Below are 24513 nucleotides of genomic sequence, written 5' to 3' on the forward strand. Positions count from 1 at the left end.
TATGCCCTTACTCGACGTACGAAATCTAACGATTGAACTCGATACGCCCCACGGTAGAGTGCGGGCGCTAGAAAAAGTCAGCTTAACACTCAATGCGGGCGAAATTCATGGGCTAGTTGGTGAATCTGGCTCAGGACGAAGTTTGTTAGCCAGAGCGATTTTAGGCATCCCCGGACCCAACTGGACTATTACTGCAGACCGCATGATGTGGGATGGCAATAACTTGATGGCCATGAGCTCAAAAGAGCGCCGTAATCTGATGGGTTCAGACATGGCGATGATCTTCCAAGATCCGTCTGGCAGCTTAGATCCAGCACAAACCGTCGGCAGTCAGTTAATGCAAGCTATGCCTAAAAATCCTAGCGCCTATTTTTGGCAACGGCGCAGGCATGCAAGACTTACAGCACAGAAATGGCTGCATAAAGTCGGGATCAAGAATCCGCGGCAGGTGATGTCTAGCTACGCATGGGAATTATCCGAAGGCGAATGCCAAAAGGTGATGATTGCGATGGCGGTTGCTAACCAGCCTCGCCTCTTGATTGCAGACGAACCCACAAGCTCGATGGAGCTCAGCACTCAGGCGCAAATTTTCAGATTATTATCCCAATTAAATCAATTACAAAACGTATCGATTCTATTGATCAGCCACGAGCTGGAAACCTTAGCCCAATGGTGTGATCACTTATCCGTGCTCTATTGCGGTCAAGTCATGGAATCTGGGCCGACGGACGAAGTGATTAAGCAGCCTTATCATCCTTACACTAAGGCGTTACTCGAAAATATGCCCGACTATTCAGGCTCGGGTGGTCACAAGGCGATTATGCCTACCCTACCGGGTTCTGCGCCCGCCTTACAGCATTTGCCAATTGGTTGTCGTTTAGGGCCACGCTGCCCTGAAGCACAAAAAAAATGCGTTAATCAGCCAAATTTGAGTCATATCAAAGACCGCTATTTTGCCTGTCATTTCCCTTATCACGGCGAAACCCATAATGACGACCCCACTGCTTAAAGTTAATGACCTTTATAAAAGATATGATACTGGTTATAAGGGCTTTTCCCGCCAATATAACGATGCATTAGCGCCCGTATCCTTTGAACTCGAACGCGGTGAAACCTTAGCGATAGTGGGTGAAGCGGGTTCAGGTAAAAGTACCCTCGCCCGCATTTTAGTCGGTGCAGAGCCCCGCAGCGGTGGTGAGATTTTTTTCGAAGGTGAAGCCTTAGATAGCCGCAATGTGAAGCAAAGATGCCGCTTAATTCGGATGATTTTCCAAGATCCGAATACTTCACTGAACCCGCGCCTAACGATTGGTCAATTGCTCGATGAGCCGCTGCGTTTCAACACCCAAATGTCTGCGCAATCGCGGCACACCCAAGTGGTCGATACCTTACGAAAAGTAGGTTTATTACCTGAGCATGCGGAGTTTTATCCGCACATGATTTCCGAAGGGCAAAAACAACGAGTCGCAGTAGCACGAGCCTTAATGCTCAATCCTAAAATTATCATTGCCGATGAAGCCTTAACCGCTCTGGACCTTTCGGTGCGTTCGCAAATTCTTAATTTGCTGTTAAAACTGCAAAAAGATCTCGGCTTGTCTTATATCTTCGTGTCCCATAATCTCAATATTATTCGCCATGTCAGCGATAAAATTATGGTACTGCACAAAGGTGTAATGGTTGAAAAAGCTGATACAGAACAAATATTTAATTCACCAAAACATGAATACACCCAGAGGTTGGTCCAAGAGCAGAGTCTGTTTGTTCACAAACGCTAAACTGCTCCAACCACTTAAATAATCTGGTGAATTGGCTAAAAATAGGTGCCATTTACCCGCCGAAATATTTATCCTATTGGTCATTTTGATAGAAGAAGCTTAAACATGATTATCAAACCAAAAATTCGTGGATTCATTTGTACCACTACACATCCTGTCGGTTGTGAAGTAAACGTTCAAGAACAAATCACCTTAACTAAAGCAAAAGGCAAGATCGCTAACGGCCCGAAAAAGGTATTAGTAGTCGGTTCATCAAGTGGCTATGGTCTGTCTTCACGTATCGCAGCCGCTTTTGGCAGCGATGCCGCAACGATTGGCGTGTTCTTCGAAAAGCCAGGTACTGAAGCGAAACCAGGTACTGCAGGTTGGTACAACTCTGCCGCTTTCGACAAATTTGCTAAAGCGGAAGGTTTATATTCTAAAAGCATTAACGGCGATGCCTTTAGCCATGAAGCTAAACAAAAAGTCATCGAGCTTATCAAGCAAGATCTTGGTGAAATTGACATGGTTGTTTACTCACTGGCATCACCAGTGCGCAAACTCCCTGATTCAGGTGAGCTTATCCGATCAGCTTTAAAACCCATTGGCGAAACTTACACAGCAACTGCCGTTGATACCAATAAAGACTGCATCATTGAAGCCACCGTTGAGCCAGCAACTGAGCAAGAAATTGCTGATACTGTCACTGTTATGGGCGGCGAAGATTGGGAACTGTGGATCAAAGCCTTATCTGAAGCCGGTGTATTAGCCGATAACTGCAAAACTGTAGCCTATAGCTATATCGGTACTAAATTGACGTGGCCAATTTACTGGCACGGCGCCCTTGGCAAGGCCAAGATGGATCTGGACCGCGCAGCAAAAGCGTTAAATAAACAACTGTCAGCCACTGGCGGCAGCGCAAATGTTGCAGTGCTAAAGAGCGTTGTGACTCAAGCGAGTTCGGCCATTCCTGTCATGCCTTTATATATCGCTATGGTATTCAAGAAAATGCGTCAGGAAGGTCTCCATGAAGGTTGTATGGAGCAAATCTATCGCTTATTCAGTGAGCGCCTATTCCGTGCCGATGGTGCAAAACCTGAGACCGACAGTGATAATCGCTTACGTTTAGATGACTGGGAACTGCGTGAAGATATTCAGCAACACTGCCGTAATTTGTGGCCACAAGTGACCACAGAAAACTTATCAGAATTGACTGATTACCGTGAATACAAAGCTGAATTTATTAAGTTATTTGGTTTTGGTATCGAAGGCATTGATTACGATGCCGACGTTAACCCATACGTTGAATTTGACGTTATCGAACTCTAATCAACTCGATAGCGAATCACTGCTTATCACAAACGTTAAACGCCACTTTTTAGTGGCGTTTTTATTTATAACTCCCAGATTAAGATGCGCTACACTAGCTGCAGTTGACCCCTAATAATCCCTAAATAAGGAAAATCAATGAAAATTAGCGCAAGAAACACCCTCAGCGGTACAATCAAATCCATAGAAATGGGCGCTGTAAACAATGAAGTGACAATCGAACTTGCACCCGGTGTCGTACTGACCTCTGTGGTGACTAAAGCTTCCTGTGAGCGCCTAGGGCTCAAAGTGGATGATTCGGCTTATGCCCTCATCAAAGCCAGCAGCGTAATGATTGGCGTTGATGATTAACCATTCAATTCAGTAACGTGGCGATTGAAGTAATGGAATATGGAGTCTGACAGTGTTGCTATAGCGGATATCCTTCGAACTTCATAGGTACACTTTATCGAATTAAAAAAACAAAAAGGCCAAGTGAACTCACTTGGCCTTTTCTATTTAATCAGTCGGATAGTAAATTTAATAACTCGCTATCCTCACTGAAATTATTCTTCTACAGGGTAAAGCACCTTAGCATTGGCTTTAAGCGAATCGATCAAGCCACGGTAGTCTGCTTCACTGTATTGTGCGTTCAGACGTTGTTTAAGTGCATTAACTAGCTCATCACTCACACCTTCTGCAGCGTTGACTTTATCCAGTGCAACCACAGCATAACCGTTTGCTAAACCAACGGTATCAACAACAGGAGTTGTACTTGGTGTTGGCATTTGGAACGCTTTGCCTACAATCGCAGCATCAACGTCTTGCGCGCCACGGCCTAGTTTCGCTTTAGACACTAAACCAAGATCAGTTGCACCCGCTTTAACTTGTGCCATCAGTTCCTGTGCTTTTGCACGGGCGGCTTCGTTTGCTTGATCTTGCTTCAAGCGCTCAGTGATGTTGGCTTTCACTTCAGCTAAGGCCAAAGTACCCGCATCGTGATGTTCTTTCACTCGGATAACAACCACATGGTTAGGTTCAAGCTCAATCACTTCACTGTTTAAACCTTTCAGCATCACAGTTTCAGAGAACGCTGCTTTAACTAAGTCAGGCTTGTTTAGCTCAGCAGGTGCGTTATCGCGAGAAAACAGTGCTGTAGTCTTAACATCAACGCCAACAGCTTTTGCGGTCTCAGATAGTGTATCTGGCACTTCATAGCTGGTATCCGCTAATTTACTTTGTAAGCTATAGAACTGGTCAACCGCTTTCTTATCTTGCAATTGAGCCACTATCTTAGCTTTCACATCAGCAAACGGTACAGTCGCGCCAGATTGCACATCTAATAGCTTGATAATGTGGAAACCAAAGTCTGTTTTAACCACCGCAGAATGTTGGCCTTTATTTAATGCAAATAAAGCGGCATCAAATGCGGGGTCCATAACACCAGGTTCAAACCAATCCAGTTTACCGCCCTGCTCTGCACTCAAAGTATCATCAGAGTTAGCTTTAGCCAGATCAGCAAAATCGGCACCGCTATCTAATTGCTTAGCGAGATCTTCAGCCTTGGCTTTTGCTGCAGCTTCATCATTACCTGGCATAACCAAAATATGCGCGGCAAGACGCTTCTCGTTAGAAACATATTGTGCTTTATGTTCTTCGTAATACGTTTGTGCTTCTTCATCAGAAACTGGATTATTTTTAGCAAAATCAGCAGCATTCAGTTCAACATATTCTAAGCTCACCATCTCAGGACTCATAAACTGCCCTTGGTTTGCGTCGTAATAGTTTTTCACTTGCTCGTCAGTCACAACCGCTGTCGCTAAGAATGGTGCAGAATCGACAATAACATAGCGCACATCACGGGTTTGGCCTTGTAACTCAGCCAATTGCTTAGCTTCGCCAGGTAACACGAATTCAGTACCCACAAGGGCCGCAGTTAACTGACGACGGGTCATATCGACACGCATCATGTCTCTGAAAGTCTGTGGCTGATAACCTAACTGACGCAGAATCGCCTGATAACGATCGTTATCAAATTTACCATCAGTTTGAAATGCCGGTTCAGCTCTCATTGCAGCAACAATTTGCTCGTCAGATACACGTAGACCCATAGCCTTAGCAGCTTGATCTATCAACTTGTCAGCCACTAAGCGTTCTAATACGCTCTGCTTAATGCTTTGTAAGTATTTTTCGTCAGCAGATAACGCAGCAAACATTTCACCTAGCTGTTGCTCCATGCGAGAGCGCTCGCTCTGGTACGCCTGCTCTAGCTCGGCTTTAGTGATCTTGTCACCGTTCACTTCTGCCGCAGGCACATCAGTTGTTGAACCTAAGTAACTACTGACTCCTGCAAATGCAAAAGATAAAATCACAAGTACGAGAATGCCTTTAGCAATCACGCCTTGCGAACCATCGCGGATCTTTTCTAACATCAGATTTCTCGCTTGTTGCGATTAACAAAATAAAAAGGCGCATCAGGTTGAGATGCGCCTTTCTGTAATTTATGGGGAATATTCAGACGCTACCACTGGTAAATTCTAAAACCCCGAGTAATGGTAGAAATTAAGCTTCATATTCCATTACTTTCAATTCGTAAAAAGCACTGATAAACAGTGCTTGTCATTACGAACGCCTTACAAAGGCTACGATATTAATGATTAATTAACAGCGTCTTTCAGTGCTTTACCAGCTTTGAATGCAGGAATTTTAGCTGCTGCGATTTTGATTTCTTCACCCGTTTGTGGGTTGCGACCAGTACGCTCAGCGCGTTCACGCACTTCAAAAGTACCAAAACCAACAAGAGAAATTTTATCACCTTCTTTCAGACCTTCGGTCACAGCAGCGATAAAAGAATCCAGTGCTCGGCCAGCAGCGGCTTTAGAAATGTCAGCACCAGATGCGATTTTCTCGATTAGTTCAGATTTGTTCATGTCATCCCCTTGAATGTAATTTTTTTGCGCCGCAACCAAATCCGTCTCTAGAGCGGTCTGCGGAGGCTTTTATAACAAGCTTGAATTCAAAGTTCAAGCTGAGTTCGAAAACCAAAGAATTAAAACTGGATACAGCTCAAAGCCAGTTGCGCCAAGGGCTTGGAGCAGCTGGCTCTCCACAGACCTAGGCTACCACAGGTCTGCGCTTTGTTAAGCCCCTTTTTTCATTTTTTTTAACGTGATAGCGCAATTTCTTGCGTTATGCCAAGTTTTTAACCACTTCGAAGCCTTCCACCGGCCTTTCTAGTGCCAGTTTTAACACTTCATCGACCCAACGCACGGGACGAATTTCTAAATCGGCAATCACATTGGCAGGAATTTCTTCCAAATCACGCTCGTTTTCTTTTGGAATAAGCACCAATTTTATGCCGCCGCGGTGTGCTGCTAGCAGTTTTTCTTTCAAACCACCGATAGGTAACACTTCACCACGTAAGGTTATTTCACCTGTCATGGCCACATCAGCACGCACGGGGTTACCCGTTAAGCTTGATACTAACGCGGTACACATAGCCGCACCGGCAGATGGACCATCTTTGGGTGTCGCACCTTCTGGCACATGCACGTGGATATCACGCTTCTCGTAGAAATCCGCATTGATACCTAATTGTTCCGCACGGGCGCGAACAACTGTCATCGCTGCTTGAATCGACTCTTGCATCACGTCGCCAAGGGAACCGGTATAGGTTAACTTCCCTTTACCTGGCACTGAGGTTGCTTCAATCGTCAGTAAGTCACCGCCCACCTGAGTCCAAGCTAAGCCAGTCACTTGACCGATTTGGTTCTTAGACTCGGCTTTGCCGTAATCAAAGCGCTGCACGCCAAGGAAAGACTTAAGATTCTCTTGGTTGACAGTCACAGACTTTACCGACTTGTCGAGCAAAATCATTTTCACGACTTTACGGCAAATCTTAGACAATTCACGCTCGAGTGAACGCACACCCGCTTCACGGGTGTAATAACGGATAATGCCAACGATAGCACTATCATCTACTTTAATTTCAGTGGCTTTTAAACCATTGCGCTCGATTTGCTTATTCAGCAAATGTTGCTTAGCAATATTCAGCTTCTCGTCTTCGGTGTAACCCGATAAACGAATGACTTCCATACGGTCAAGTAGTGGCCCAGGAATATCCATAGAGTTTGACGTTGCAACAAACATCACATCGGATAGGTCGTAATCGACTTCGAGGTAATGATCGTTAAAGGTCGCATTTTGCTCAGGATCTAACACTTCTAATAAAGCAGAAGCCGGATCGCCGCGCATATCAGAACTCATCTTGTCGATTTCATCAAGCAAGAATAACGGGTTTTTCACGCCGACTTTAGCCATCTTTTGAATGACTTTACCTGGCATAGACCCAATGTAAGTACGGCGATGACCACGGATTTCCGCTTCATCACGCACGCCACCGAGGGCAACACGCACATACTTACGACCGGTCGCCTTAGCGATCGATTGACCTAGCGAGGTTTTACCCACACCTGGTGGCCCCACTAAACACAGGATTGGCCCTTTAAGCTGACGCACTCGGCTTTGGACTGCCAAATATTCCAAGATACGTTCTTTGACTTTTTCAAGGCCAAAATGATCGGTGTCGAGTACTTCTTGGGCTTTGGCTAAATCACGTTTGATTTTAGAGCGTTGGCTCCAAGGCACCGCTGTCATCCAATCGACATAACTGCGAACCACCGTCGCTTCAGCCGACATTGGTGACATCATGCGTAACTTGTTAAGCTCGGCGAGGGCTTTCTCTTTCGCCTCAGCGGGCATATTAGCCTCTTCAATCTTACGATTTAAGGCTTCAAATTCGTCATGGCCTTCATCTAAGTCACCCAGTTCTTTCTGGATGGCTTTCATCTGTTCGTTCAGATAGTACTCACGCTGACTCTTTTCCATCTGTTTTTTAACGCGAGTCCGGATACGTTTCTCAACCTGCAATAGGTCGATCTCCGATTCCATCATCGCCATTAGATATTCCAGACGTTCGCCGACGTTGACCATCTCAAGCACAGATTGCTTATCTTCAAGCTTAAGTGGCATGTGTGCGGCCATAGTATCGGCCAGACGCGCCGCTTCATCGATACCCGATAAAGAGGTCAAGACTTCTGGCGGGATCTTTTTGTTCAGCTTGATATAACCTTCAAACTGACCAATAGCACTGCGCACTAACACTTCTTCTTCTTTGTCTTCCAGCGGTTCTGATTCCAGATACTCAGCCTTAGCCACAAAGAATTCTGTTTCTTGGGTATAACGGGTAATACGGGCGCGACGACCGCCTTCAACCAGCACTTTGACTGTACCGTCTGGCAGCTTAAGTAACTGTAAAATAGAGGCAACCGTACCCACTTCGAAGATGTCATCTTTTGATGGTTCATCGAGCTCGGCATCACGCTGCGCCACTAAAATAATTTGCTTATCCTGCGCCATTGCCGTTTCGAGACATCGAATAGATTTTTCTCGTCCGACAAATAACGGAATTACCATATGGGGATAGACCACCACATCTCGCAGTGGCAGCACGGGGAGTTCGATATGCGCTTCACGCTCTTGGGTCATAGTTCGATTCCGTTTTGGTGAAATGGATTAATACTGGAGTATATTGGGACGCTTTATGGAGTTTCAATGGCTAATACGAAAAAAGGAGTCCATTGGACTCCTTGTTTTTCAGTTTATTAGCGATCAGTACAATTATTGTTCGCCTGATGCCACTTGGGCCTCATTGTGCTCGTAAATCAAGATTGGGGCAGATTCCCCTTTCACGACTGATTCATCCACAACGGCCTTCACCACACCGTCAACGGATGGGATATCGTACATAGTATCCAGCAGAATACTTTCAACGATGGAGCGTAGGCCACGGGCACCTGTCTTGCGAGACATGGCTTTGTGAGCAATCGCTTTAAGCGCATCTTCGCGGAACTCAAGCTCAACCCCTTCCATCTCAAATAACGCACTGTATTGCTTAGTTAGGGCATTTTTAGGTTGAGATAGAATTTGTACTAAAGCTTCTTCATCCAGCTCAGTCAGAGTCGCAACCACTGGCAGACGACCAATAAACTCAGGGATTAAACCGTATTTGACTAAATCGCCAGGTTCTACTTGTGATAACGTTTCAGAGATCGTCGCCTTCTCTTTCTCGCCTTTCACCTGTGCACCAAAACCAATACCCGAGCCAACGTGCGCACGTTGCTCAATCACTTTCTCAAGCCCTGCAAACGCACCACCACAGATAAACAGGATCTTAGAAGTATCGACTTGTAAGAATTCTTGCTGTGGATGCTTACGGCCACCTTGTGGTGGAACCGCGGCAACAGTACCTTCAATCAGCTTAAGCAGTGCTTGCTGTACACCCTCACCCGATACGTCACGGGTGATTGATGGATTGTCTGACTTACGGCTAATTTTATCGATTTCATCGATATAAACGATACCACGCTGCGCCTTCTCAACATCGTAGTCGCACTTTTGCAGCAACTTTTGAATGATGTTTTCAACGTCTTCACCCACATAACCCGCTTCAGTCAGCGTAGTAGCATCTGCCATAGTGAAAGGCACATTGAGTGAGCGCGCAAGGGTTTCAGCCAGTAGGGTTTTACCGCTACCCGTTGGACCGATAAGCAAAATATTACTCTTGCCCAGCTCGATACCATCTTTAGGCGATGCATTTTTTAAACGCTTATAGTGGTTATACACTGCCACAGAAAGCACTTTTTTCGCTCTGTCTTGGCCAATAACATAATCGTCTAAATGTGCACGCAACTCATGTGGTGTCGGTAATTTATCGCTATCACGCTTTGGAGAGATTTCTTTAATCTCTTCACGAATGATGTCGTTACATAACTCAACACATTCGTCGCATACATACACTGATGGGCCAGCAATGAGTTTTCTGACTTCATGCTGGCTCTTTCCGCAAAAAGAGCAGTACAGCAATTTACCGCTGTCACCATTATTTTTGTTGTCGCCCATTAATTACCTCATTTGCAGTCTGCTCTACTGCCTGTCTTAAATTTGCTTAACTTTTACAAAGCATAGCTCAGTCAAAAGCAAAAATCAGCCGCGTTTCGTCATCACAGAGTCAACTAAGCCATATTCGACGGCTTGAGTTGCACTCATGAAGTTGTCACGATCAGTATCGCGTTCAATCACTTCGAGCGGTTGACCTGTGTGTTCAGCTAGCATTAGGTTAAGCTTATTTTTAATGCCTAAGATTTCTTTGGCATGAATAGCAATATCTGATGCTTGACCTTGGAAACCACCCAGCGGTTGATGGATCATCACGCGAGAGTTTGGTAAACAGTGACGCTTACCCTTCTCACCACCAGCTAACAAGAAAGCGCCCATACTAGCGGCTTGGCCGATACAGACAGTGCTAACATTCGGTTTGATAAACTGCATGGTATCATAAATCGCCATGCCTGCGGTGACAGAGCCACCAGGAGAGTTAATGTATAAAAAGATATCTTTATCTGGGCTTTCTGATTCTAAGAATAATAATTGCGCCACGATAAGGTTTGCCATGTGTTCTTCAACTTGACCTACCAAAAAGATAATCCGCTCTTTCAACAAACGAGAATAAATATCGTATGAGCGTTCACCCTTAGCAGTCTGTTCGATCACCATAGGCACTAAAGCACTTTGTATGTCTGACGCATTATGCATTATTCACTTCCCTAAATAAAAATGGCTCGCATGAGGAGCCTCATACGAGCCATTATAAATGGCGAACAGCTAATCAAGTCAAGCTTAGCTTATGCGCGACCGGTAGCCTTGTTCATAAATTCTTCAAAAGCGACTTGTTTTTCGGTCACTTTGGCAGATTTCAACAGTGCTTCAACCGCTTGCTCTTCTAAAGCAACGTTGCGCATGTTTTGCATCAGCTCTTTGTTGCTGTTGTAATAAGCAACTACTTCACTTGGATCTTCGTAGGCTGAAGCCATAGAAGCGATCAAGCTTTGTACGCGTTCATCTTCCGCTTTCAGTTCGTTAGTCTTGATGACTTCGCCTAATAGCAGACCGATTTTAACACGACGTGCAGCTTGTTCAGTGAACAATTCAGCTGGCAGTTCTGGCATGTTAGCCGATTGGCCGCCAAAACGTTGCATGGCTTGTTGACGCAGAACGTTAACTTCGCCATCGATCAATGCTTTTGGCAAAGTGATATCGTTGTTAGCTAACAGACCATTGATCACTTGCTCTTTCACGTTAGCTTTTAACGCTTGCTCAAGTTCACGGTTCATGTTTTTACGGATTTCAGTCTTAAGGGCTTCTAGGCCACCTTCGCTGATACCAAACAGAGCTGCAAACTCATCGTTTACTTCTGGCAGGTTAGCCGCTTGCACTTCTGTCAGCGTAATCGCGAACTTAGCCGCTTTACCTTTCAGGTTTTCAGCGTGATATTCTTCAGGGAAGTTCACGTCGATAACAAATTCTTCGCCCGCTTTGTGACCTAAAATACCTGCTTCAAAACCAGGGATCATACGGCCGCTACCTAATTGCAGTTCGAAATCATCAGCTTTGCCGCCTTCAAATTCTTCACCGTCAACTGAGCCAACAAAGTTCATTTTCACTTTGTCGCCATCAGCAGCTTCACGCTCAACAGCAGCGAAAGTCGCGTGTTGTTTACGTAAGGTTTCAATCATAGTGTCAACGTCAGCGTCAGTCACTTCAGCTTTTGGCTGTTCTACTTCGATTGCATCTAAGCCTTTCAGCTCAACTTCTGGATAGATTTCAAAGGTAGCGATAAATTCGAATTTTTCGCCATCAGTAGAACCAGGAACAAAAGTCGGTGCACCCGCTGGGTTTAACTTCTCAGCAATAATTGCTTCGATGAAGTTACGTTGCATCACTTCACCCATGATGTCTTGACGAATCGCTGCGCCGTAACGTTTGTTTATAACAGTAACAGGCACTTTACCAGGACGGAAACCTGGGATACGAGCACGCTTAGCTTCACGTTGTAAACTGTCTTTAACCAGCTTTTCAATTTGTTCAGCAGGAACAGAAATGGTCAGGCGACGCTCTAGGCCTTGGGTTGCTTCAACAGAAACTTGCATTGTTTTACCTCGAAATTTGTCTAACGTCCTTTGTAATAGCCGATTCATCAACTATTCAGGTATTCGTTTCTTGATCATTAAATTTGACTACAATGCCCACCACAACTGGCTTTAGGCACAGGTCGCTCATAGTTGATATCTATCAAGACGCGACATTATAGCCACCGTTTTCTGCAGAGTCGAGCCTCAACAGCCGAATCTGGGATATAAAAAAAGCGACACAAGGTCGCTTTTTTTAATTTGTACTCAAAGTACTAAAAATGGGGTGACTGATGGGGCTCGAACCCACGACAACCGGAATCACAATCCGGGACTCTACCAACTGAGCTACAATCACCACTGAAACTGGTACGCCCGGCAGGATTCGAACCTGCGACCACCCGCTTAGAAGGCGGGTGCTCTATCCAACTGAGCTACGGGCGCATGGTTTACAGAATTTTCTGTATCCTAACCGATTTGGAAAGCATTTATGCTAACCCTATCATTTGCCTATTTTAGTTCAAATTATTTTGAATTCATCGAAGCAAACGACAATAAAGTGGTCGGTGATAGAGGATTCGAACCTCTGACCCTCTGGTCCCAAACCAGATGCGCTACCGGACTGCGCTAATCACCGAAGGTCTTGCATGAAAGTTTCAGCGCAAGATGAACACATCTGCCTGAGAACGGAGCGCATCTTATCCCCTCACTTTACACCCGTCAACGATTTTTTTATCGTTCGACTCTAGGTGCTGAATTATCAGGCTAATCTGGTTTTTTTTATCCACTTGGCAACGGCTTTAACCATGACACAGTAGCGGTGCCCTGTTAAAATAGCCACGATTGCCAATCTCTGTGTTAACTACTGTTTTCACCATCGCCCATATAAAGGATATCCTACACCCATGACAGCCCAAATAATCGACGGCAAGGCGATTGCTCAATCCATCCGCACTAAGCTCAGCGAAAAAGTCACCGCCCGCAAAGAGGCTGGACAACGCGTACCGGGTTTAGCCGTAATATTAGTGGGAGCCGATCCGGCATCACAAGTTTATGTTGGCAGTAAACGTAAGGCTTGTGAAGAAGTTGGATTTATTTCTCGTTCATACGATTTAGAAACAAACTGCACTGAAGATGAATTACTCAACCTGATTGATAGTCTTAATGATGATCCGACAATTGATGGCATCTTAGTGCAACTGCCATTACCCGCACATATCGAAGACTCAAAAGTCATCGAGCGTATCCGCCCAGATAAAGACGTCGATGGATTTCACCCGTACAACGTCGGCCGTTTAGCCCAGCGTATTCCGGTGCTGCGCTCTTGCACCCCAATGGGCATAATGACACTCATCAAATCCACCGGCGTTGATACCTATGGTTTAGATGCTGTTGTGGTTGGCGCATCGAATATTGTCGGCCGCCCAATGACCTTAGAGTTGCTGCTGGCTGGCTGCACCACCACTACTTGCCACCGCTTCACTAAGAATCTCGAACAAAAAATTCGTCAGGCAGATCTCGTGGTCGTTGCAGTGGGTAAACCTGGCTTTATTCCTGGTGAGTGGATCAAGCCCGGCGCTATCGTCATTGACGTAGGCATTAACCGTTTAGATAACGGCACCTTAGTCGGCGATGTGCAATATGACATTGCAGCGCAAAATGCCAGCTTTATCACTCCAGTCCCCGGCGGTGTTGGCCCGATGACAATTGCAAGCCTATTAGAAAACACCTTATATGCCGCCGAGCAGTATCATGACTAGGTTCTAGGTTCTAGGTTCTAGCAAGCATAAAAAACCTGCATGATGCAGGTTTTTTATTTACTGAAGATTTTCTTGAATTAAAAATATAGCGAATAAGCTTATTTCTTACGCCAAGTGGTGCCACTTGGACCATCTTCAAGCACAACGCCCAAAATATCTAAACGATTACGCGCCACATCCGCAGCAGCCCAATCCTTTTCGGTACGAGCACGGTTACGCTCAACGATTAAGGCTTCGATTTCGGCCACTTCATCGTCACTACCGCCGCCTTGAAAGAAGGCCTCTGGCTCTTGGCTTAATAGACCTAACACATCCGCTAATTGCTTCAAGGTGACCGCTAATGCCGATGCCTGTGCCATATCGGTCAGTTTTAAACGATTGATTTCACGCACCATATCAAATAGAACGGAATAAGCTTCAGGTGTATTAAAGTCATCATCCATCGCCGCTTTAAACTTAGCAATAAACTCTTCTGCAGGCGCTGCAACGACAGTTAAGTCGACATCTTTAATCGCGGTATACAAACGCTCCAAGGCTGAACGCGCTTGTTTCAAGTTATCTTCTGAATAGTTCAGTTGGCTACGATAATGACCAGATAATAAGAAATAACGCACAGTTTCAGCATCATAGTGACCAAGTACATCGCGAATAGTGAAGAAGTTGCCTAAGGACTTAGACATTTTTTCACGGTCAACCATCACCATGCCTGTGTGCATCCAATAGTTGACGTATGGCGTGTCATGGGCACAGCAAGACTGAGCGATTTCATTCTCATGATGTGGGAACTGTAAGTCAGAGCCGCCGCCATGGATATCAAAATGCAGACCTAAATGTTTGCTGTTCATGGCCGAACATTCGATATGCCAGCCAGGACGACCCGGTCCCCATGGGGATTCCCACGTTGGCTCGCCAGGTTTAGACATTTTCCACAACACAAAATCCATTGGATTTTGCTTGGTTTCGTCCACTTCAACCCGAGCACCTGCTTGCAGTTGATCTAAATTCTGGCCCGATAAACGGCCATAATCAGGATATGAGGCCACACTGAAAAGCACATCACCATCGCTCGCCACATAGGCATGGCCACGGGCGAGTAATAACTCAACCATGTCGATGATTTCAGCAATGTGAAGGGTCGCGCGCGGTTCAAAATCGGGGCGCAACATATTTAAGGCATCGAAGTCTTGGTGCATTTCACCAATAAGACGCTCGGTTAAGGCTTCACAGCTTTCGTTATTCTCGTTAGCGCGCTTGATGATTTTGTCATCAACATCAGTAATATTGCGCTGAAAATTCACTTCATAACCCGCGTAACGCAGGTAGCGCACTATCATGTCGAAGGAAACAAAAGTACGGCCATGACCAATATGACAGAGATCGTATATGGTCACACCACACACGTACATCCCAATTTTCCCGGGATTAATTGGCTTAAATTCCTGTTTTTGGCGGGTAATACTGTTGTAAATCTTCAACATCGATATTCTCTTCAATGATACATTCAGGTGTAAAATCAAGGAGTCAGTCTATCACGGCCTGACAGGTTTTGAATACTGCACTTTGCGCGCAATCCGAGATAAGTTAGAATCGCGCCACTATTTACACTGAGTATGAAAACATGATCACATTACACACTAATTTGGGCGACATTAAACTGCAACTGAACGCTGAAAAAGCGCCGTTAACAGTAGCAAACTTCATGAAATATGTTGACGAAGGTTTCTTCGACGGCACTATCTTCCACCGTGTGATAGACGGTTTCATGATCCAAGGTGGTGGCTTCAACGAAGACATGAGCCAAAAGCGTTGTAACGAGCCAGTGAAGAACGAAGCCAATAACGGTTTATCAAACCGTACTGGTACTGTCGCTATGGCGCGTACTTCAGATCCACATTCAGCTACTGCGCAGTTCTTCATTAACGTGAACGATAACACTTTCCTCGATTTTAAATCAGAAACCTCACAGGGCTGGGGCTACTGCGTATTCGGCGAAATCGTTGAAGGCATGGATGTTATCGAAAAAATCAAAGCTGTTAGCACTGGTAACCGTGGTATGCATCAAGATGTGCCATTAGAAGCCATTGTGATTGAAAAAGTCAGCGTCGCGGCATAATACGGCGAATGCGAACTCTATTTATAGGCGATCTGCACCTGAGTGCAGATCGCCTTGATATCACCCAGGCGTTCACTCGCTTTCTCGACACTGAACTCGATGATGCCGACGCCCTTTATATCCTAGGCGATTTGTTTGAAGTCTGGGTTGGTGATGATATTGCCTTGCCTTTTGCCCTCGACATCGCCGAAAAACTCAAGCAAGTATCACAAAAGTTGCCCGTGTATTTTATCCATGGCAACCGTGACTTCATGCTAGGCAAACAATTTGCGCGCGCCGCAGGCATGCAAATTTTACCCGAAGTCACTCGCCTCAATTTATACGGTGTCGACACTGTAATTTTGCACGGCGACAGCTTATGTACTTTAGATAAGGCCTACCAACGCTTTCGAAAACTGCGCAGTTTATCGCTGTCTCGTTGGCTGTATGGTTGTTTATCCAAGAAAACCCGTCAGGGTATTGCTGATAAAATTCGCAGCAAGAGCAAGAACAGCAATAAGCAAAAAAGCTACACTATCATGGATGTAGAGCCCAATGCGGTCGATATGTTATTTGCCAAGACACACACTAAGCATATGATCCACGGTCATACCCACAGACCGGCCATTCATCAACTTGCTAATGGCTGTAAGCGTATAGTGGTTGGCGATTGGTATGAACAAGGCAGTGTGCTCAGTGTGAGCGCTGAAGGGATTAATTTACAGTCCTTACCCTTTGACCAGATGATGACCTAAAGGCATTGGCTTAAGTAGGCCTCATTTAGCGATACTTAAGCTTAAATGGCTTAAATTTTTAGCTTTAATAGATTGAAAATACTGCGATTAACGGTTTTTCGAACCGTTAATCGTTTCTGCTATATGGACTTAACTCTACTCGTTTGGGGAAGCAAAGCCGTTCAAATTAATTTAATAGAGGCGACCCACTGTGGAAACGAAACTCATCATCCTGCGCCAAAATCAACTCAGCTTCTAACTCGCCAAAGTACTTCACTCGCTCGCTAATATCCTCAGGTGAAACCAACTGAGCTAACGCAAGATAATCTTGATAATGTCGCGCTTCAGAGCGCAGCAGTGACACATAAAACTTACTCAGCTCACCGTCTAAATAAGGCGCGAGTTTAGCGAAGCGCTCGCACGAGCGAGCCTCAATATATGCCCCTACAATCAACTTATCCCGCAAAATATCTTTCTCATGGGTTGTCACATGACTCATCATGCCCTTGGCATAACGCCCCGCGCGAATATTGCGGTAATCAATACTGCGCTTGTGCATTAAATCCAATACTTGTTCAAAATGATGAAACTCTTCTTTAATCAAGCGGATTAAAGGTGAAACAAAATTCGCAGCAAACTTAAAGTTGGGCTTAGGTATAAGGTCAGTTACCAACTCATTCTTTTTCACATCACGGGCCAAAAAACTCACCACATCATGCTCTTGCGAATAAATAAACTCTTCATAGGGTTTAGCCCACGCCAACAGGGTTCGACCACTGTCTTTATCTAACGCATATTTTCGTAGCAAAAAAATCGCTGTCTGAGCGGCTTTTAACTCACAGTTACAATGGTCGATCAGCAACTCATCCAAGGAATCTGATTTTATCGCAACATCAATCCAAGTTTGCGGTGTTTCACAGTGAAGAAATGCGTGGATGGGGGCAAGAAGTTGCTGCATGGACTCACTCAATATCATTCTGAATATCGCGCTATTTTACGCATATTTACTCATAAGCTATAGCATTAGGCTTAAGTAAACTTGACGCGCTGAACTTTTTGTTCAATAAATAATCTACACTCTAAAGAACTGAGACCCTGATCACACAGCCTCTCACTTCTCTATGTGTAACCAATCGATGGATAAAGAGACAGGACACCATTTTAACCTCGATTGTAGAGCTGTTATCAGCTCGTCTGACGTTTGGCGAGCCATTCATCAATGCTGAACAAGGATAATTATAATGATACTGAATCACTTAATGGGGCTATACACTCATCCAAAACAAGAGTGGCAAACAATTGAAAAAAACCATGAGGCACTGAAAAGTAGCTTAAGCCATGTAGTTCTTATCGCCTTAATTCCCGCGGTGTGCAGCTATATTGCTACGGCTTACATTGGCTGGAATCCTGGCGCTGGTGATCCTATTTACCTCACACCTCAAAGCGCCATGTTTATGTCGGCGGGCATGTATTTAGGCCTAATTGCGGGCGTATTCGCCCTCGCCTACTTGGCCTATTGGATGGCAAAAACCTTCGATGCAAACCCAACCTACACCCAAGCGTTAGAACTCGCGTCCTATACCGCTACGCCATTATTCATGGTCGGTTTAGCCGCATTATATCCAGTGCTATGGTTTATCATGATAGTGGGGTTGATTGGTTTAGCCTACTCAGTGTATTTACTGTACGCGGGGGTGCCTATCATTATGAATATCCCTGAAGAGAAAGGTTTTATCTACGCCAGCTCTATGGTGACAGCAGGCTTAGTACTCTTGGTGGGGCTAATGGCAACTAGTGTCATTTTATGGAGCTTAGGCTTTGGTCCTATGTACCAATAACCACTTTAATTCATCACAAATTTAATCAACAGCAACTCAAGCTCTGCGTCGCAATTGATTTGTAGCAGAAAATAAAAAAGAAGGCCGCAAAGGCCTTCTTTTTTGAGTTGAATTAACGCTCTGAGCGAGTTAGCAGATCTGTTTTACTCATTCAGTCAAACAGATCCACTTAAGCAAAATCATTCGAAAGAATCACGCAGCGCTACAGTTAAGTTAAACACTAAATTATCCGCTGACGAATCTTTGCTGTCAGCACAGAAATAGCCTTCACGCTCAAACTGATAGGCTTGTTCCGCAGGTGCATTCACTAGGCTTGCTTCTGCAAAACCTTGTACAACGATCAATGATTCAGGGTTTAACACTTCATCCACAGTCTCTGCCGCAGCAGGATTAGGATCGGTAAATAAACGCTGATAGAGACGGAATTCAGCAGGCTTAGCAGTAGATGCCTCAACCCAATGGATCACGCCTTTAACTTTACGGCCATCAGCAGGGTTTTTGCCTAAAGTTTCAGGATCATAAGTACAGTAAACCGTCGTGATATTGCCTTCGCTGTCTTTGTCACAACGTTCAGCTTTAATCACATAGGCATTACGTAAACGCACTTCTTTGCCTGTAACTAAGCGTTTGTATTGTTTATTGGCTTCTTCTTTAAAGTCAGCCACATCGATCAATATTTCTCGGCCAAAGGCTAATTCACGCGTCCCCATGCTCTCATCATTTGGATGAGCGGCCGCTTGAATGTACTCAAGTTCACCTTCAGCATAGTTTTCAATGATGACTTTCAATGGACGCAATACGGCCATCGCACGCGGTGCATGTTCGTTCAATTCTTCACGAATACACGCATCTAACATGCCGACTTCAATCATATTCTCTTGCTTAGTCACGCCGATACGTTGACAGAACTCGCGAATTGACGCCGGTGTATAACCACGGCGACGTAAGCCTGCAATCGTTGGCATACGTGGGTCATCCCAACCTGACACGAGTTTACGGGTCACAAGGTCATTCAGCTTACGTTTAGACATCAAGGTATATTCGAGATTTAAGCGTGAAAACTCGTATTGACGAGTACGATTCGGCGCTTGAAAATCATTCAAATTATCCAACACCCAGTCGTATAAACGACGGTTGTCTTGGAACTCTAATGTACATAAAGAGTGGGTAATATGTTCTAACGCATCAGAAATACAGTGCGTGAAGTCGTACATAGGGTAAATGCACCACTTGTCACCTGTTTGATGATGATGGGCAAAACGAATACGGTAGATGATAGGATCGCGCATACACATGAATGGCGATGCCATATCAATTTTGGCACGCAATGCGCACTCACCTTCTTTAAAACCACCGTCGCGCATCTTAGCGAATAAGGCGAGGTTTTCTTCGACTGATGTGTCGCGAAAAGGACTGTTTTTACCTGGCTCTTTTAACGTACCACGGTATTCACGGGTTTCATCCGCATTCAAAAAACACACATAAGCTAAACCTTTATTAATCAGTTCAACCGCATATTGATGTAACTGATCAAAATAGTTTGATGAATAGCGAACATCACCATCCCACTGGAATCCAAGCCAACGCACATCCGCCTGAATAGAATTCACATAATCAATGTCTTCTTTTTCAGGATTAGTATCGTCAAAACGTAAATTACACAGACCGTTATAGTCTCGCGCTATCCCAAAATTTAAGCAGATAGATTTAGCATGACCAATATGAAGATAGCCATTCGGTTCCGGCGGGAAACGAGTCTGTACACTCGTGTGCTTACCGCTTTGTAAATCTTCATCTATGATATTACGAATAAAGTTACTCGGACGTACTTCAGTGTCCACATGACTCATGGAATTCCTCTTTGCGAACAATGGCAATTTTAAGAAAACCAGCATGATCCTACAGATCACTACTAGTTACAATGCCTAGGGTTAAAAACTCTGGTTTTTGACTGTTTAGGGTTATAACCGCGATAGTAAAACAATAAAAGCAGCCATGAAAGCTGCTTTTATCTTTGACCTAACTAAGCTGACATTTATTATTCAGTCATGCTGACTCAGTAAATCTTACTCGGTGATAATGCGGATCCCAGGAATAATCTGCTGGCTTCTTTTACCCTTACGTTTCAACCACAGATAAAAAGCGGCTAATGCAAACAAGAAGAAACCAATCCACAGACTTGATTGAACTGGGTGCTGCGTAAAGGTAGCGGCTTGATAAACTACCGTTGCAGAACCATAAGCCAGTGAGAAAGTCCACGTTGCCGCGAACGTCGCCCACCGAGAACCAAACTCATGCACTAAGGCGCCCATTGCCGCAACACAAGGAGTATAAAGTAAGATAAACAGCAAATAGGAGAAAGCCGCAACTTTACCACTAAAACCTGCTTGTAAAGCACCGAAAGTCGATGTCGCAACACCTTGTTCTTCAGCAACGGTTTCTTTATTGGTTAAATCACCGACCGACAGTTTAAGCGGATCTTCAAGATCTAAACCAAACAAGTTAGCTGGAATCGTTGCCAGAGCCGCATTAAAGCTTTCGCTCAATGGTGCAAGCTCTTCATCTGTCGGCGCCGCGCTGCTGTATAGACTGTTTAAGGTACCAACAACCGCTTCTTTGGCGAAAATACCCGTGATAATACCGACGGTTGCAGGCCAGTTATCCTGCTCTATGCCCATAGGCGAGAAGATAGGCGTGATTTTTTGACTCGCGACACTCAGCAAAGATGCTTGGCTATCTTCATGGCCAAATGTGCCATCAACACCAATAGCATTGATGAAGTTCAATAAGGTCACGACTAGAACAATCGTTTTACCTGCGCCTAAGATAAAACTCTTAGTGCGTTTACCTGTACGAACCATAACAGCTTTCAGCTTAGGTAGTTCATAACTTGGCAGCTCCATCACCACAGCGCTACTGCTGCCGGGTAATAAAGTGCTTCTGAGTAATAAACCCGTACCGATAGCGGCAAAGATACCAATAATATACAGCAAGAAGACTAAATTCTGACCTGAATCGGGGAAGAAAGCCGCCGCAAATAGTGCATAAACAGGAAGACGTGCACCACAGGACATAAATGGTGCCATCATCCCTGTCACAATACGCTCACGCTCACTGCCTAAGGTTCGCGTCGCCATAATTGCAGGCACTGAACAACCAAAACCGACAATCATAGGAACGAATGCTTTACCAGGCAGGCCAATACGACGCATTAAACCGTCAACCACAAATGCAGCGCGCGCCATGTAGCCAGAACTTTCGAGGATCGACAAACCGAGGAAAAGCGCCGCAATAACAGGAATAAAGGTTGATACGGTTTGAATGCCTTGGCCGACACCGCCCGCTAAGATAGTGACCAACCAAGCCGGAGAGCCCATGCTCGTCAAGAATGAACCGAAGTGATCGACAAACAGTGCGCCAGCAAAAACATCAAAGAAATCAATAAAAGCACTGCCAATATTAATGCTGAACATAAACATCAAATACATCACAAACAAGAACACAGGAATGCCAAGTACAGGATGTAAAACGAGTTTATCTAATTTGTCACTGAGGGTGAGGAACCCTGACTCTTTCACTGAACCTTGAAAAACTTGTTCAACGAAATTAAAGCGCGTGGTCGCCACCATCACTTCAATATCATGGCCTTGCTGAGCGATAATCTGAGTACAGGAATTCACTTCATCCTGCAGTTCAGCATTTTTACAGCTACCACAACCCGAACCATTACCTAGCATAGCTAAAGCGCGGCCGCGACTTAATTGGGCATCTTTGCTGCAAAGTAACTGCACGCCCGCTTCAATTTGTTCATCATAATGAAGCACTAATGGGGCTTCTGAGACTCGGCCTTGAAGTAAATCGAGTACCTGTGCCTGAACTTTAGCGACATCGGCAGGATCTCGCGAACACACGCCAATCACAGGGCAACCCAGCTCTTGGCTCATTTTCTTTAAATCGACTTTAATCCCACGTTTGACAGCCGAATCAATTTTATTCAGCACCACTACCATAGGGATAGCGAGTTCACGCAATTGGGCCGTGAGATATAAGTGACGTTCGATATTAGTGGCATCGACTAAATTGATAATGCCATCGACACGTTGCTCGGCAAGGTATTGCTGCGCAATTTGCTCATCAAGTGAACAATCGCAACTATTACCCGCAGGAAGAAGGTCGTAAATACCCGGTAAGTCTGTCAGATAGACGTCAGCACCGTTTAAGGTGAAATGACCAGTCTTTTTTTCGACCGTAACACCAGACCAGTTACCCACTTGCTGATTTGCGCCTGTTAGCGCGTTAAAGAGTGTAGATTTACCCGCGTTAGGGTTTCCTACTGTGACGCAATGAAACTGCTTAGCCATTCGTCTTTTCCACCTCAATGATGTCTGCCAAATCTCTGCGCATACAAAGTTTACTACCACGAATATCCAGTTCGAGACCAGAACCCATAGGTGCGTATCGGATCAATAAAAAACGCGTATTTGGCGTGATCCCCATGGACAACAACTTGCGCTTCACGGTTTGTGGCAGCGCCAAACGCCCCACTTCAGAAATAAGACCGCGATCGCCGGGACTGAGTTCGCTTAACTTCATTACGTATTCCACCTTGCAACAGGTTCAGCTCGAAAAACTGCACCCATTGTAACCGAGCGATGACACTAATAACTTTACCTAGATCAAGATTTTTGATTGGTAACGATAATAGTTTTCAATTGTGTTGGGTATTATGTGATAAAAATTCCAATGAATAAACGACCAACCGAAAATAAAAATCTGCACCTTTGCATTAGTGACTATAAAGCGATGCACAGAAGTCAAAACGCTGTAAACAAATCCCACCCGAAACAAGTGTGATCAAAATCACACTTAATCTATATCGCCTGTAAAATCATCCCTCTTTACAGTGAAAAGACCACGCAATGTTAAGCACGTGTCACGCACTTGTTCTAATATTAACCGAGCTCAATAAGCTAAATTAGCAATGTCGAAAGCGTAAAAATAACAAATATAAATGCACTCGGGAAAACATAACCATGGAAATAGGGCTAAAGTTCAGAAGCATAGCTAAGGCTATGCTATGTATTTTGTTATCAATCGCGAGCGTTTCGGCCTCAGCGACCCCTTGGGATGACAAAAAACCAGAAGAAGTTGTTGCGACATTAGACAAAAAATTCGCCGAAGGTAAGTATTCCGCTAAAGGCGCTGATACTTGCCTGATGTGCCACAAAAAAAGTGCCGTGGTGATGGCGATATTTGAGGGGGTTCATGGCAACCCCAAGGTGAAAGGTTCACCCATGGCCGATTTGCAGTGCGAAGCCTGCCACGGCCCGTTAGGGAATCATAATAAAGGTGGCAAAGAGCCGATGATCACCTTTGGCGCAAACTCCCCTGTTCCCGCGCAAAAGCAAAACAGTGTCTGTATGAGTTGCCACAATGACAGTCAACGTACCGCATGGAAAGGCAATCACCACGATAACGCCGATGTCGTCTGTAGCAGCTGCCATCAAGTGCATACCGCAAAAGATCCTATCAGCGATAAAGCCAATGAAGTCGCCATTTGTACCCAATGCCATACCCAACAAAAAGCCGATATGCACAAGCGCTCGGCGCATCCATTACAGTGGCAACAAATGGTGTGCAGTGACTGCCATAATCCCCACGGCAGTTTAAACGATTCAAGCTTGAAGCAAATGAGTGTTAATGAAAATTGCTATAGCTGTCATGCCGAAAAGCGCGGCCCTAAACTGTGGGAACATGCCCCCGTCACCGACAACTGCGCTAATTGCCACAATCCCCATGGCAGCGTGAACGAAGCCATGCTGATCAGCAAACCGCCACAACTGTGTCAGCAGTGTCACGCTTCGGATGGCCATAGCAGTAATGCCTATTTTGGCAATCAAACCAATGCCTTCACTTCTGGTAATTCCTGTATGAATTGTCACGGACAAGTGCATGGCTCTAACCATCCTTCTGGCAAATTACTACAGAGATAACAAGGGAA

Annotated in this window: 20 protein-coding genes and 3 tRNA genes; 9 read left to right on the plus strand and 14 right to left on the minus strand. The window is 45.0% G+C overall.

From position 1 onward, the window contains the following. Position 1: 1 nt before the first annotated feature. From L5M71_RS10155 to L5M71_RS10170, 4 genes are all read left to right on the plus strand, one after another. On the plus strand, positions 2 to 1009 hold the full coding sequence (locus tag L5M71_RS10155; protein WP_028760462.1) for an oligopeptide/dipeptide ABC transporter ATP-binding protein: 1008 nt from the start codon (positions 2 to 4) through the stop codon (positions 1007 to 1009). Next, on the plus strand, positions 990 to 1775 hold the full coding sequence (locus L5M71_RS10160; RefSeq protein WP_105252932.1) for an ATP-binding cassette domain-containing protein: 786 nt from the start codon (positions 990 to 992) through the stop codon (positions 1773 to 1775). The genes L5M71_RS10155 and L5M71_RS10160 overlap by 20 nt, the downstream gene beginning before the upstream one ends. Before the next feature lie 105 nt (positions 1776 to 1880). Then, on the plus strand, positions 1881 to 3083 hold the full coding sequence (gene fabV / locus L5M71_RS10165) for an enoyl-ACP reductase FabV (RefSeq protein WP_263205649.1): 1203 nt from the start codon (positions 1881 to 1883) through the stop codon (positions 3081 to 3083). Between the two features lie 138 nt (positions 3084 to 3221). Further along, positions 3222 to 3434: a molybdopterin-binding protein gene (locus L5M71_RS10170; RefSeq protein ID WP_263205651.1), complete on the plus strand. Its 213-nt coding sequence runs from the start codon at positions 3222 to 3224 to the stop codon at positions 3432 to 3434. A 194-nt stretch (positions 3435 to 3628) separates the two neighbouring features. On the opposite strand, the gene L5M71_RS10175 is transcribed toward L5M71_RS10170, so the two are convergent. The 9 genes from L5M71_RS10175 to L5M71_RS10215 all read right to left on the minus strand — a co-directional run bounded on the left by L5M71_RS10175 (position 3629) and on the right by L5M71_RS10215 (position 12725). Then, a complete protein-coding gene (locus L5M71_RS10175; protein WP_028760465.1) occupies positions 3629 to 5494 on the minus strand; it encodes a SurA N-terminal domain-containing protein in 1866 nt (621 codons plus the stop codon). Positions 5495 to 5719: 225 nt separating this feature from the next. Next, the gene (gene hupB, locus L5M71_RS10180; protein ID WP_006081127.1) at positions 5720 to 5992 is read right to left on the minus strand and encodes a nucleoid-associated protein HU-beta; all 273 of its coding nucleotides are present in this window, start codon (positions 5990 to 5992) and stop codon (positions 5720 to 5722) included. Positions 5993 to 6251: 259 nt separating this feature from the next. Then, on the minus strand, positions 6252 to 8609 hold the full coding sequence (gene lon, locus L5M71_RS10185) for an endopeptidase La (RefSeq protein ID WP_105252934.1): 2358 nt from the start codon (positions 8607 to 8609) through the stop codon (positions 6252 to 6254). Between the two features lie 132 nt (positions 8610 to 8741). Continuing rightward, a complete protein-coding gene (clpX, locus tag L5M71_RS10190; RefSeq protein WP_028760467.1) occupies positions 8742 to 10022 on the minus strand; it encodes an ATP-dependent protease ATP-binding subunit ClpX in 1281 nt (426 codons plus the stop codon). 84 nt (positions 10023 to 10106) lie between these two features. Continuing rightward, positions 10107 to 10715: an ATP-dependent Clp endopeptidase proteolytic subunit ClpP gene (gene clpP / locus L5M71_RS10195; protein WP_063883148.1), complete on the minus strand. Its 609-nt coding sequence runs from the start codon at positions 10713 to 10715 to the stop codon at positions 10107 to 10109. Between the two features lie 89 nt (positions 10716 to 10804). Further along, a complete protein-coding gene (gene tig / locus L5M71_RS10200) occupies positions 10805 to 12109 on the minus strand; it encodes a trigger factor (protein ID WP_263205654.1) in 1305 nt (434 codons plus the stop codon). A 261-nt stretch (positions 12110 to 12370) separates the two neighbouring features. Beyond that, positions 12371 to 12446 (minus strand) — tRNA-His (locus L5M71_RS10205). A 9-nt stretch (positions 12447 to 12455) separates the two neighbouring features. Continuing rightward, positions 12456 to 12532: transfer RNA gene (locus L5M71_RS10210), tRNA-Arg, on the minus strand. 116 nt (positions 12533 to 12648) lie between these two features. Next, positions 12649 to 12725 (minus strand) — tRNA-Pro (locus L5M71_RS10215). 268 nt (positions 12726 to 12993) lie between these two features. On the opposite strand from L5M71_RS10215, the gene folD reads away from it, so the two are divergent. Then, positions 12994 to 13848 (plus strand): bifunctional methylenetetrahydrofolate dehydrogenase/methenyltetrahydrofolate cyclohydrolase FolD, encoded by an 855-nt coding sequence (folD, locus tag L5M71_RS10220; RefSeq protein ID WP_014610292.1) that lies wholly within the window; start codon positions 12994 to 12996, stop codon positions 13846 to 13848. 98 nt (positions 13849 to 13946) lie between these two features. On the opposite strand, the gene cysS is transcribed toward folD, so the two are convergent. Then, the gene (cysS, locus tag L5M71_RS10225; protein WP_105252936.1) at positions 13947 to 15326 is read right to left on the minus strand and encodes a cysteine--tRNA ligase; all 1380 of its coding nucleotides are present in this window, start codon (positions 15324 to 15326) and stop codon (positions 13947 to 13949) included. 140 nt (positions 15327 to 15466) lie between these two features. Between cysS and L5M71_RS10230 the strand changes: the two genes are divergently transcribed. Both L5M71_RS10230 and L5M71_RS10235 read left to right on the plus strand, forming a co-directional pair. Next, on the plus strand, positions 15467 to 15961 hold the full coding sequence (locus L5M71_RS10230) for a peptidylprolyl isomerase (protein ID WP_105252937.1): 495 nt from the start codon (positions 15467 to 15469) through the stop codon (positions 15959 to 15961). Between the two features lie 8 nt (positions 15962 to 15969). Beyond that, positions 15970 to 16695, plus strand: coding sequence for a UDP-2,3-diacylglucosamine diphosphatase (locus L5M71_RS10235; protein ID WP_263205656.1), 726 nt, complete (start codon positions 15970 to 15972; stop codon positions 16693 to 16695). 166 nt (positions 16696 to 16861) lie between these two features. On the opposite strand, the gene miaE is transcribed toward L5M71_RS10235, so the two are convergent. Next, positions 16862 to 17632, minus strand: a complete 771-nt coding sequence (gene miaE / locus L5M71_RS10240; RefSeq protein ID WP_263205658.1) for a tRNA isopentenyl-2-thiomethyl-A-37 hydroxylase MiaE — start codon at positions 17630 to 17632, stop codon at positions 16862 to 16864. A gap of 283 nt (positions 17633 to 17915) precedes the next feature. On the opposite strand from miaE, the gene L5M71_RS10245 reads away from it, so the two are divergent. Beyond that, positions 17916 to 18512 (plus strand): Yip1 family protein, encoded by a 597-nt coding sequence (locus tag L5M71_RS10245; RefSeq protein WP_263205660.1) that lies wholly within the window; start codon positions 17916 to 17918, stop codon positions 18510 to 18512. Between the two features lie 179 nt (positions 18513 to 18691). On the opposite strand, the gene glnS is transcribed toward L5M71_RS10245, so the two are convergent. The 3 genes from glnS to L5M71_RS10260 form a co-directional block, all read right to left on the minus strand. Then, positions 18692 to 20362 (minus strand): glutamine--tRNA ligase, encoded by a 1671-nt coding sequence (gene glnS / locus L5M71_RS10250; RefSeq protein WP_219250251.1) that lies wholly within the window; start codon positions 20360 to 20362, stop codon positions 18692 to 18694. Between the two features lie 216 nt (positions 20363 to 20578). After that, positions 20579 to 22873, minus strand: coding sequence for a Fe(2+) transporter permease subunit FeoB (gene feoB / locus L5M71_RS10255; RefSeq protein ID WP_105252942.1), 2295 nt, complete (start codon positions 22871 to 22873; stop codon positions 20579 to 20581). Then, a complete protein-coding gene (locus tag L5M71_RS10260; RefSeq protein ID WP_028760477.1) occupies positions 22866 to 23105 on the minus strand; it encodes a ferrous iron transport protein A in 240 nt (79 codons plus the stop codon). Before L5M71_RS10260 ends, feoB begins: the two co-directional genes overlap by 8 nt. A 440-nt stretch (positions 23106 to 23545) precedes the next feature. Between L5M71_RS10260 and L5M71_RS10265 the strand changes: the two genes are divergently transcribed. After that, complete coding sequence (locus L5M71_RS10265; protein ID WP_263205662.1) at positions 23546 to 24505, plus strand: DmsE family decaheme c-type cytochrome; 960 nt, start codon at positions 23546 to 23548, stop codon at positions 24503 to 24505. Positions 24506 to 24513: the final 8 nt, after the last annotated feature.

It is taken from the genome of Shewanella sp. SW1 (assembly GCF_025653545.1).
Lineage (GTDB): Bacteria > Pseudomonadota > Gammaproteobacteria > Enterobacterales > Shewanellaceae > Shewanella > Shewanella oncorhynchi.

Bases quoted from the DNA above. Each gene is read 5' to 3' on its own strand.
- folD (WP_014610292.1), top strand. From the start codon at position 12,994: ATGACAGCCCAAATAATCGACGGCAAGGCGATTGCTCAATCCATCCGC.
- miaE (WP_263205658.1), bottom strand. From the start codon at position 17,632: ATGCAGCAACTTCTTGCCCCCATCCACGCATTTCTTCACTGTGAAACA.
- L5M71_RS10260 (WP_028760477.1), bottom strand. From the start codon at position 23,105: ATGAAGTTAAGCGAACTCAGTCCCGGCGATCGCGGTCTTATTTCTGAA.
- glnS (WP_219250251.1), bottom strand. From the start codon at position 20,362: ATGAGTCATGTGGACACTGAAGTACGTCCGAGTAACTTTATTCGTAAT.
- tig (WP_263205654.1), bottom strand. From the start codon at position 12,109: ATGCAAGTTTCTGTTGAAGCAACCCAAGGCCTAGAGCGTCGCCTGACC.
- clpX (WP_028760467.1), bottom strand. From the start codon at position 10,022: ATGGGCGACAACAAAAATAATGGTGACAGCGGTAAATTGCTGTACTGC.
- hupB (WP_006081127.1), bottom strand. From the start codon at position 5,992: ATGAACAAATCTGAACTAATCGAGAAAATCGCATCTGGTGCTGACATT.
- L5M71_RS10160 (WP_105252932.1), top strand. From the start codon at position 990: ATGACGACCCCACTGCTTAAAGTTAATGACCTTTATAAAAGATATGAT.
- clpP (WP_063883148.1), bottom strand. From the start codon at position 10,715: ATGCATAATGCGTCAGACATACAAAGTGCTTTAGTGCCTATGGTGATC.
- lon (WP_105252934.1), bottom strand. From the start codon at position 8,609: ATGACCCAAGAGCGTGAAGCGCATATCGAACTCCCCGTGCTGCCACTG.
- L5M71_RS10230 (WP_105252937.1), top strand. From the start codon at position 15,467: ATGATCACATTACACACTAATTTGGGCGACATTAAACTGCAACTGAAC.
- L5M71_RS10175 (WP_028760465.1), bottom strand. From the start codon at position 5,494: ATGTTAGAAAAGATCCGCGATGGTTCGCAAGGCGTGATTGCTAAAGGC.
- L5M71_RS10155 (WP_028760462.1), top strand. From the start codon at position 2: ATGCCCTTACTCGACGTACGAAATCTAACGATTGAACTCGATACGCCC.
- L5M71_RS10245 (WP_263205660.1), top strand. From the start codon at position 17,916: ATGATACTGAATCACTTAATGGGGCTATACACTCATCCAAAACAAGAG.
- L5M71_RS10235 (WP_263205656.1), top strand. From the start codon at position 15,970: ATGCGAACTCTATTTATAGGCGATCTGCACCTGAGTGCAGATCGCCTT.
- L5M71_RS10265 (WP_263205662.1), top strand. From the start codon at position 23,546: ATGGAAATAGGGCTAAAGTTCAGAAGCATAGCTAAGGCTATGCTATGT.
- feoB (WP_105252942.1), bottom strand. From the start codon at position 22,873: ATGGCTAAGCAGTTTCATTGCGTCACAGTAGGAAACCCTAACGCGGGT.
- cysS (WP_105252936.1), bottom strand. From the start codon at position 15,326: ATGTTGAAGATTTACAACAGTATTACCCGCCAAAAACAGGAATTTAAG.
- fabV (WP_263205649.1), top strand. From the start codon at position 1,881: ATGATTATCAAACCAAAAATTCGTGGATTCATTTGTACCACTACACAT.
- L5M71_RS10170 (WP_263205651.1), top strand. From the start codon at position 3,222: ATGAAAATTAGCGCAAGAAACACCCTCAGCGGTACAATCAAATCCATA.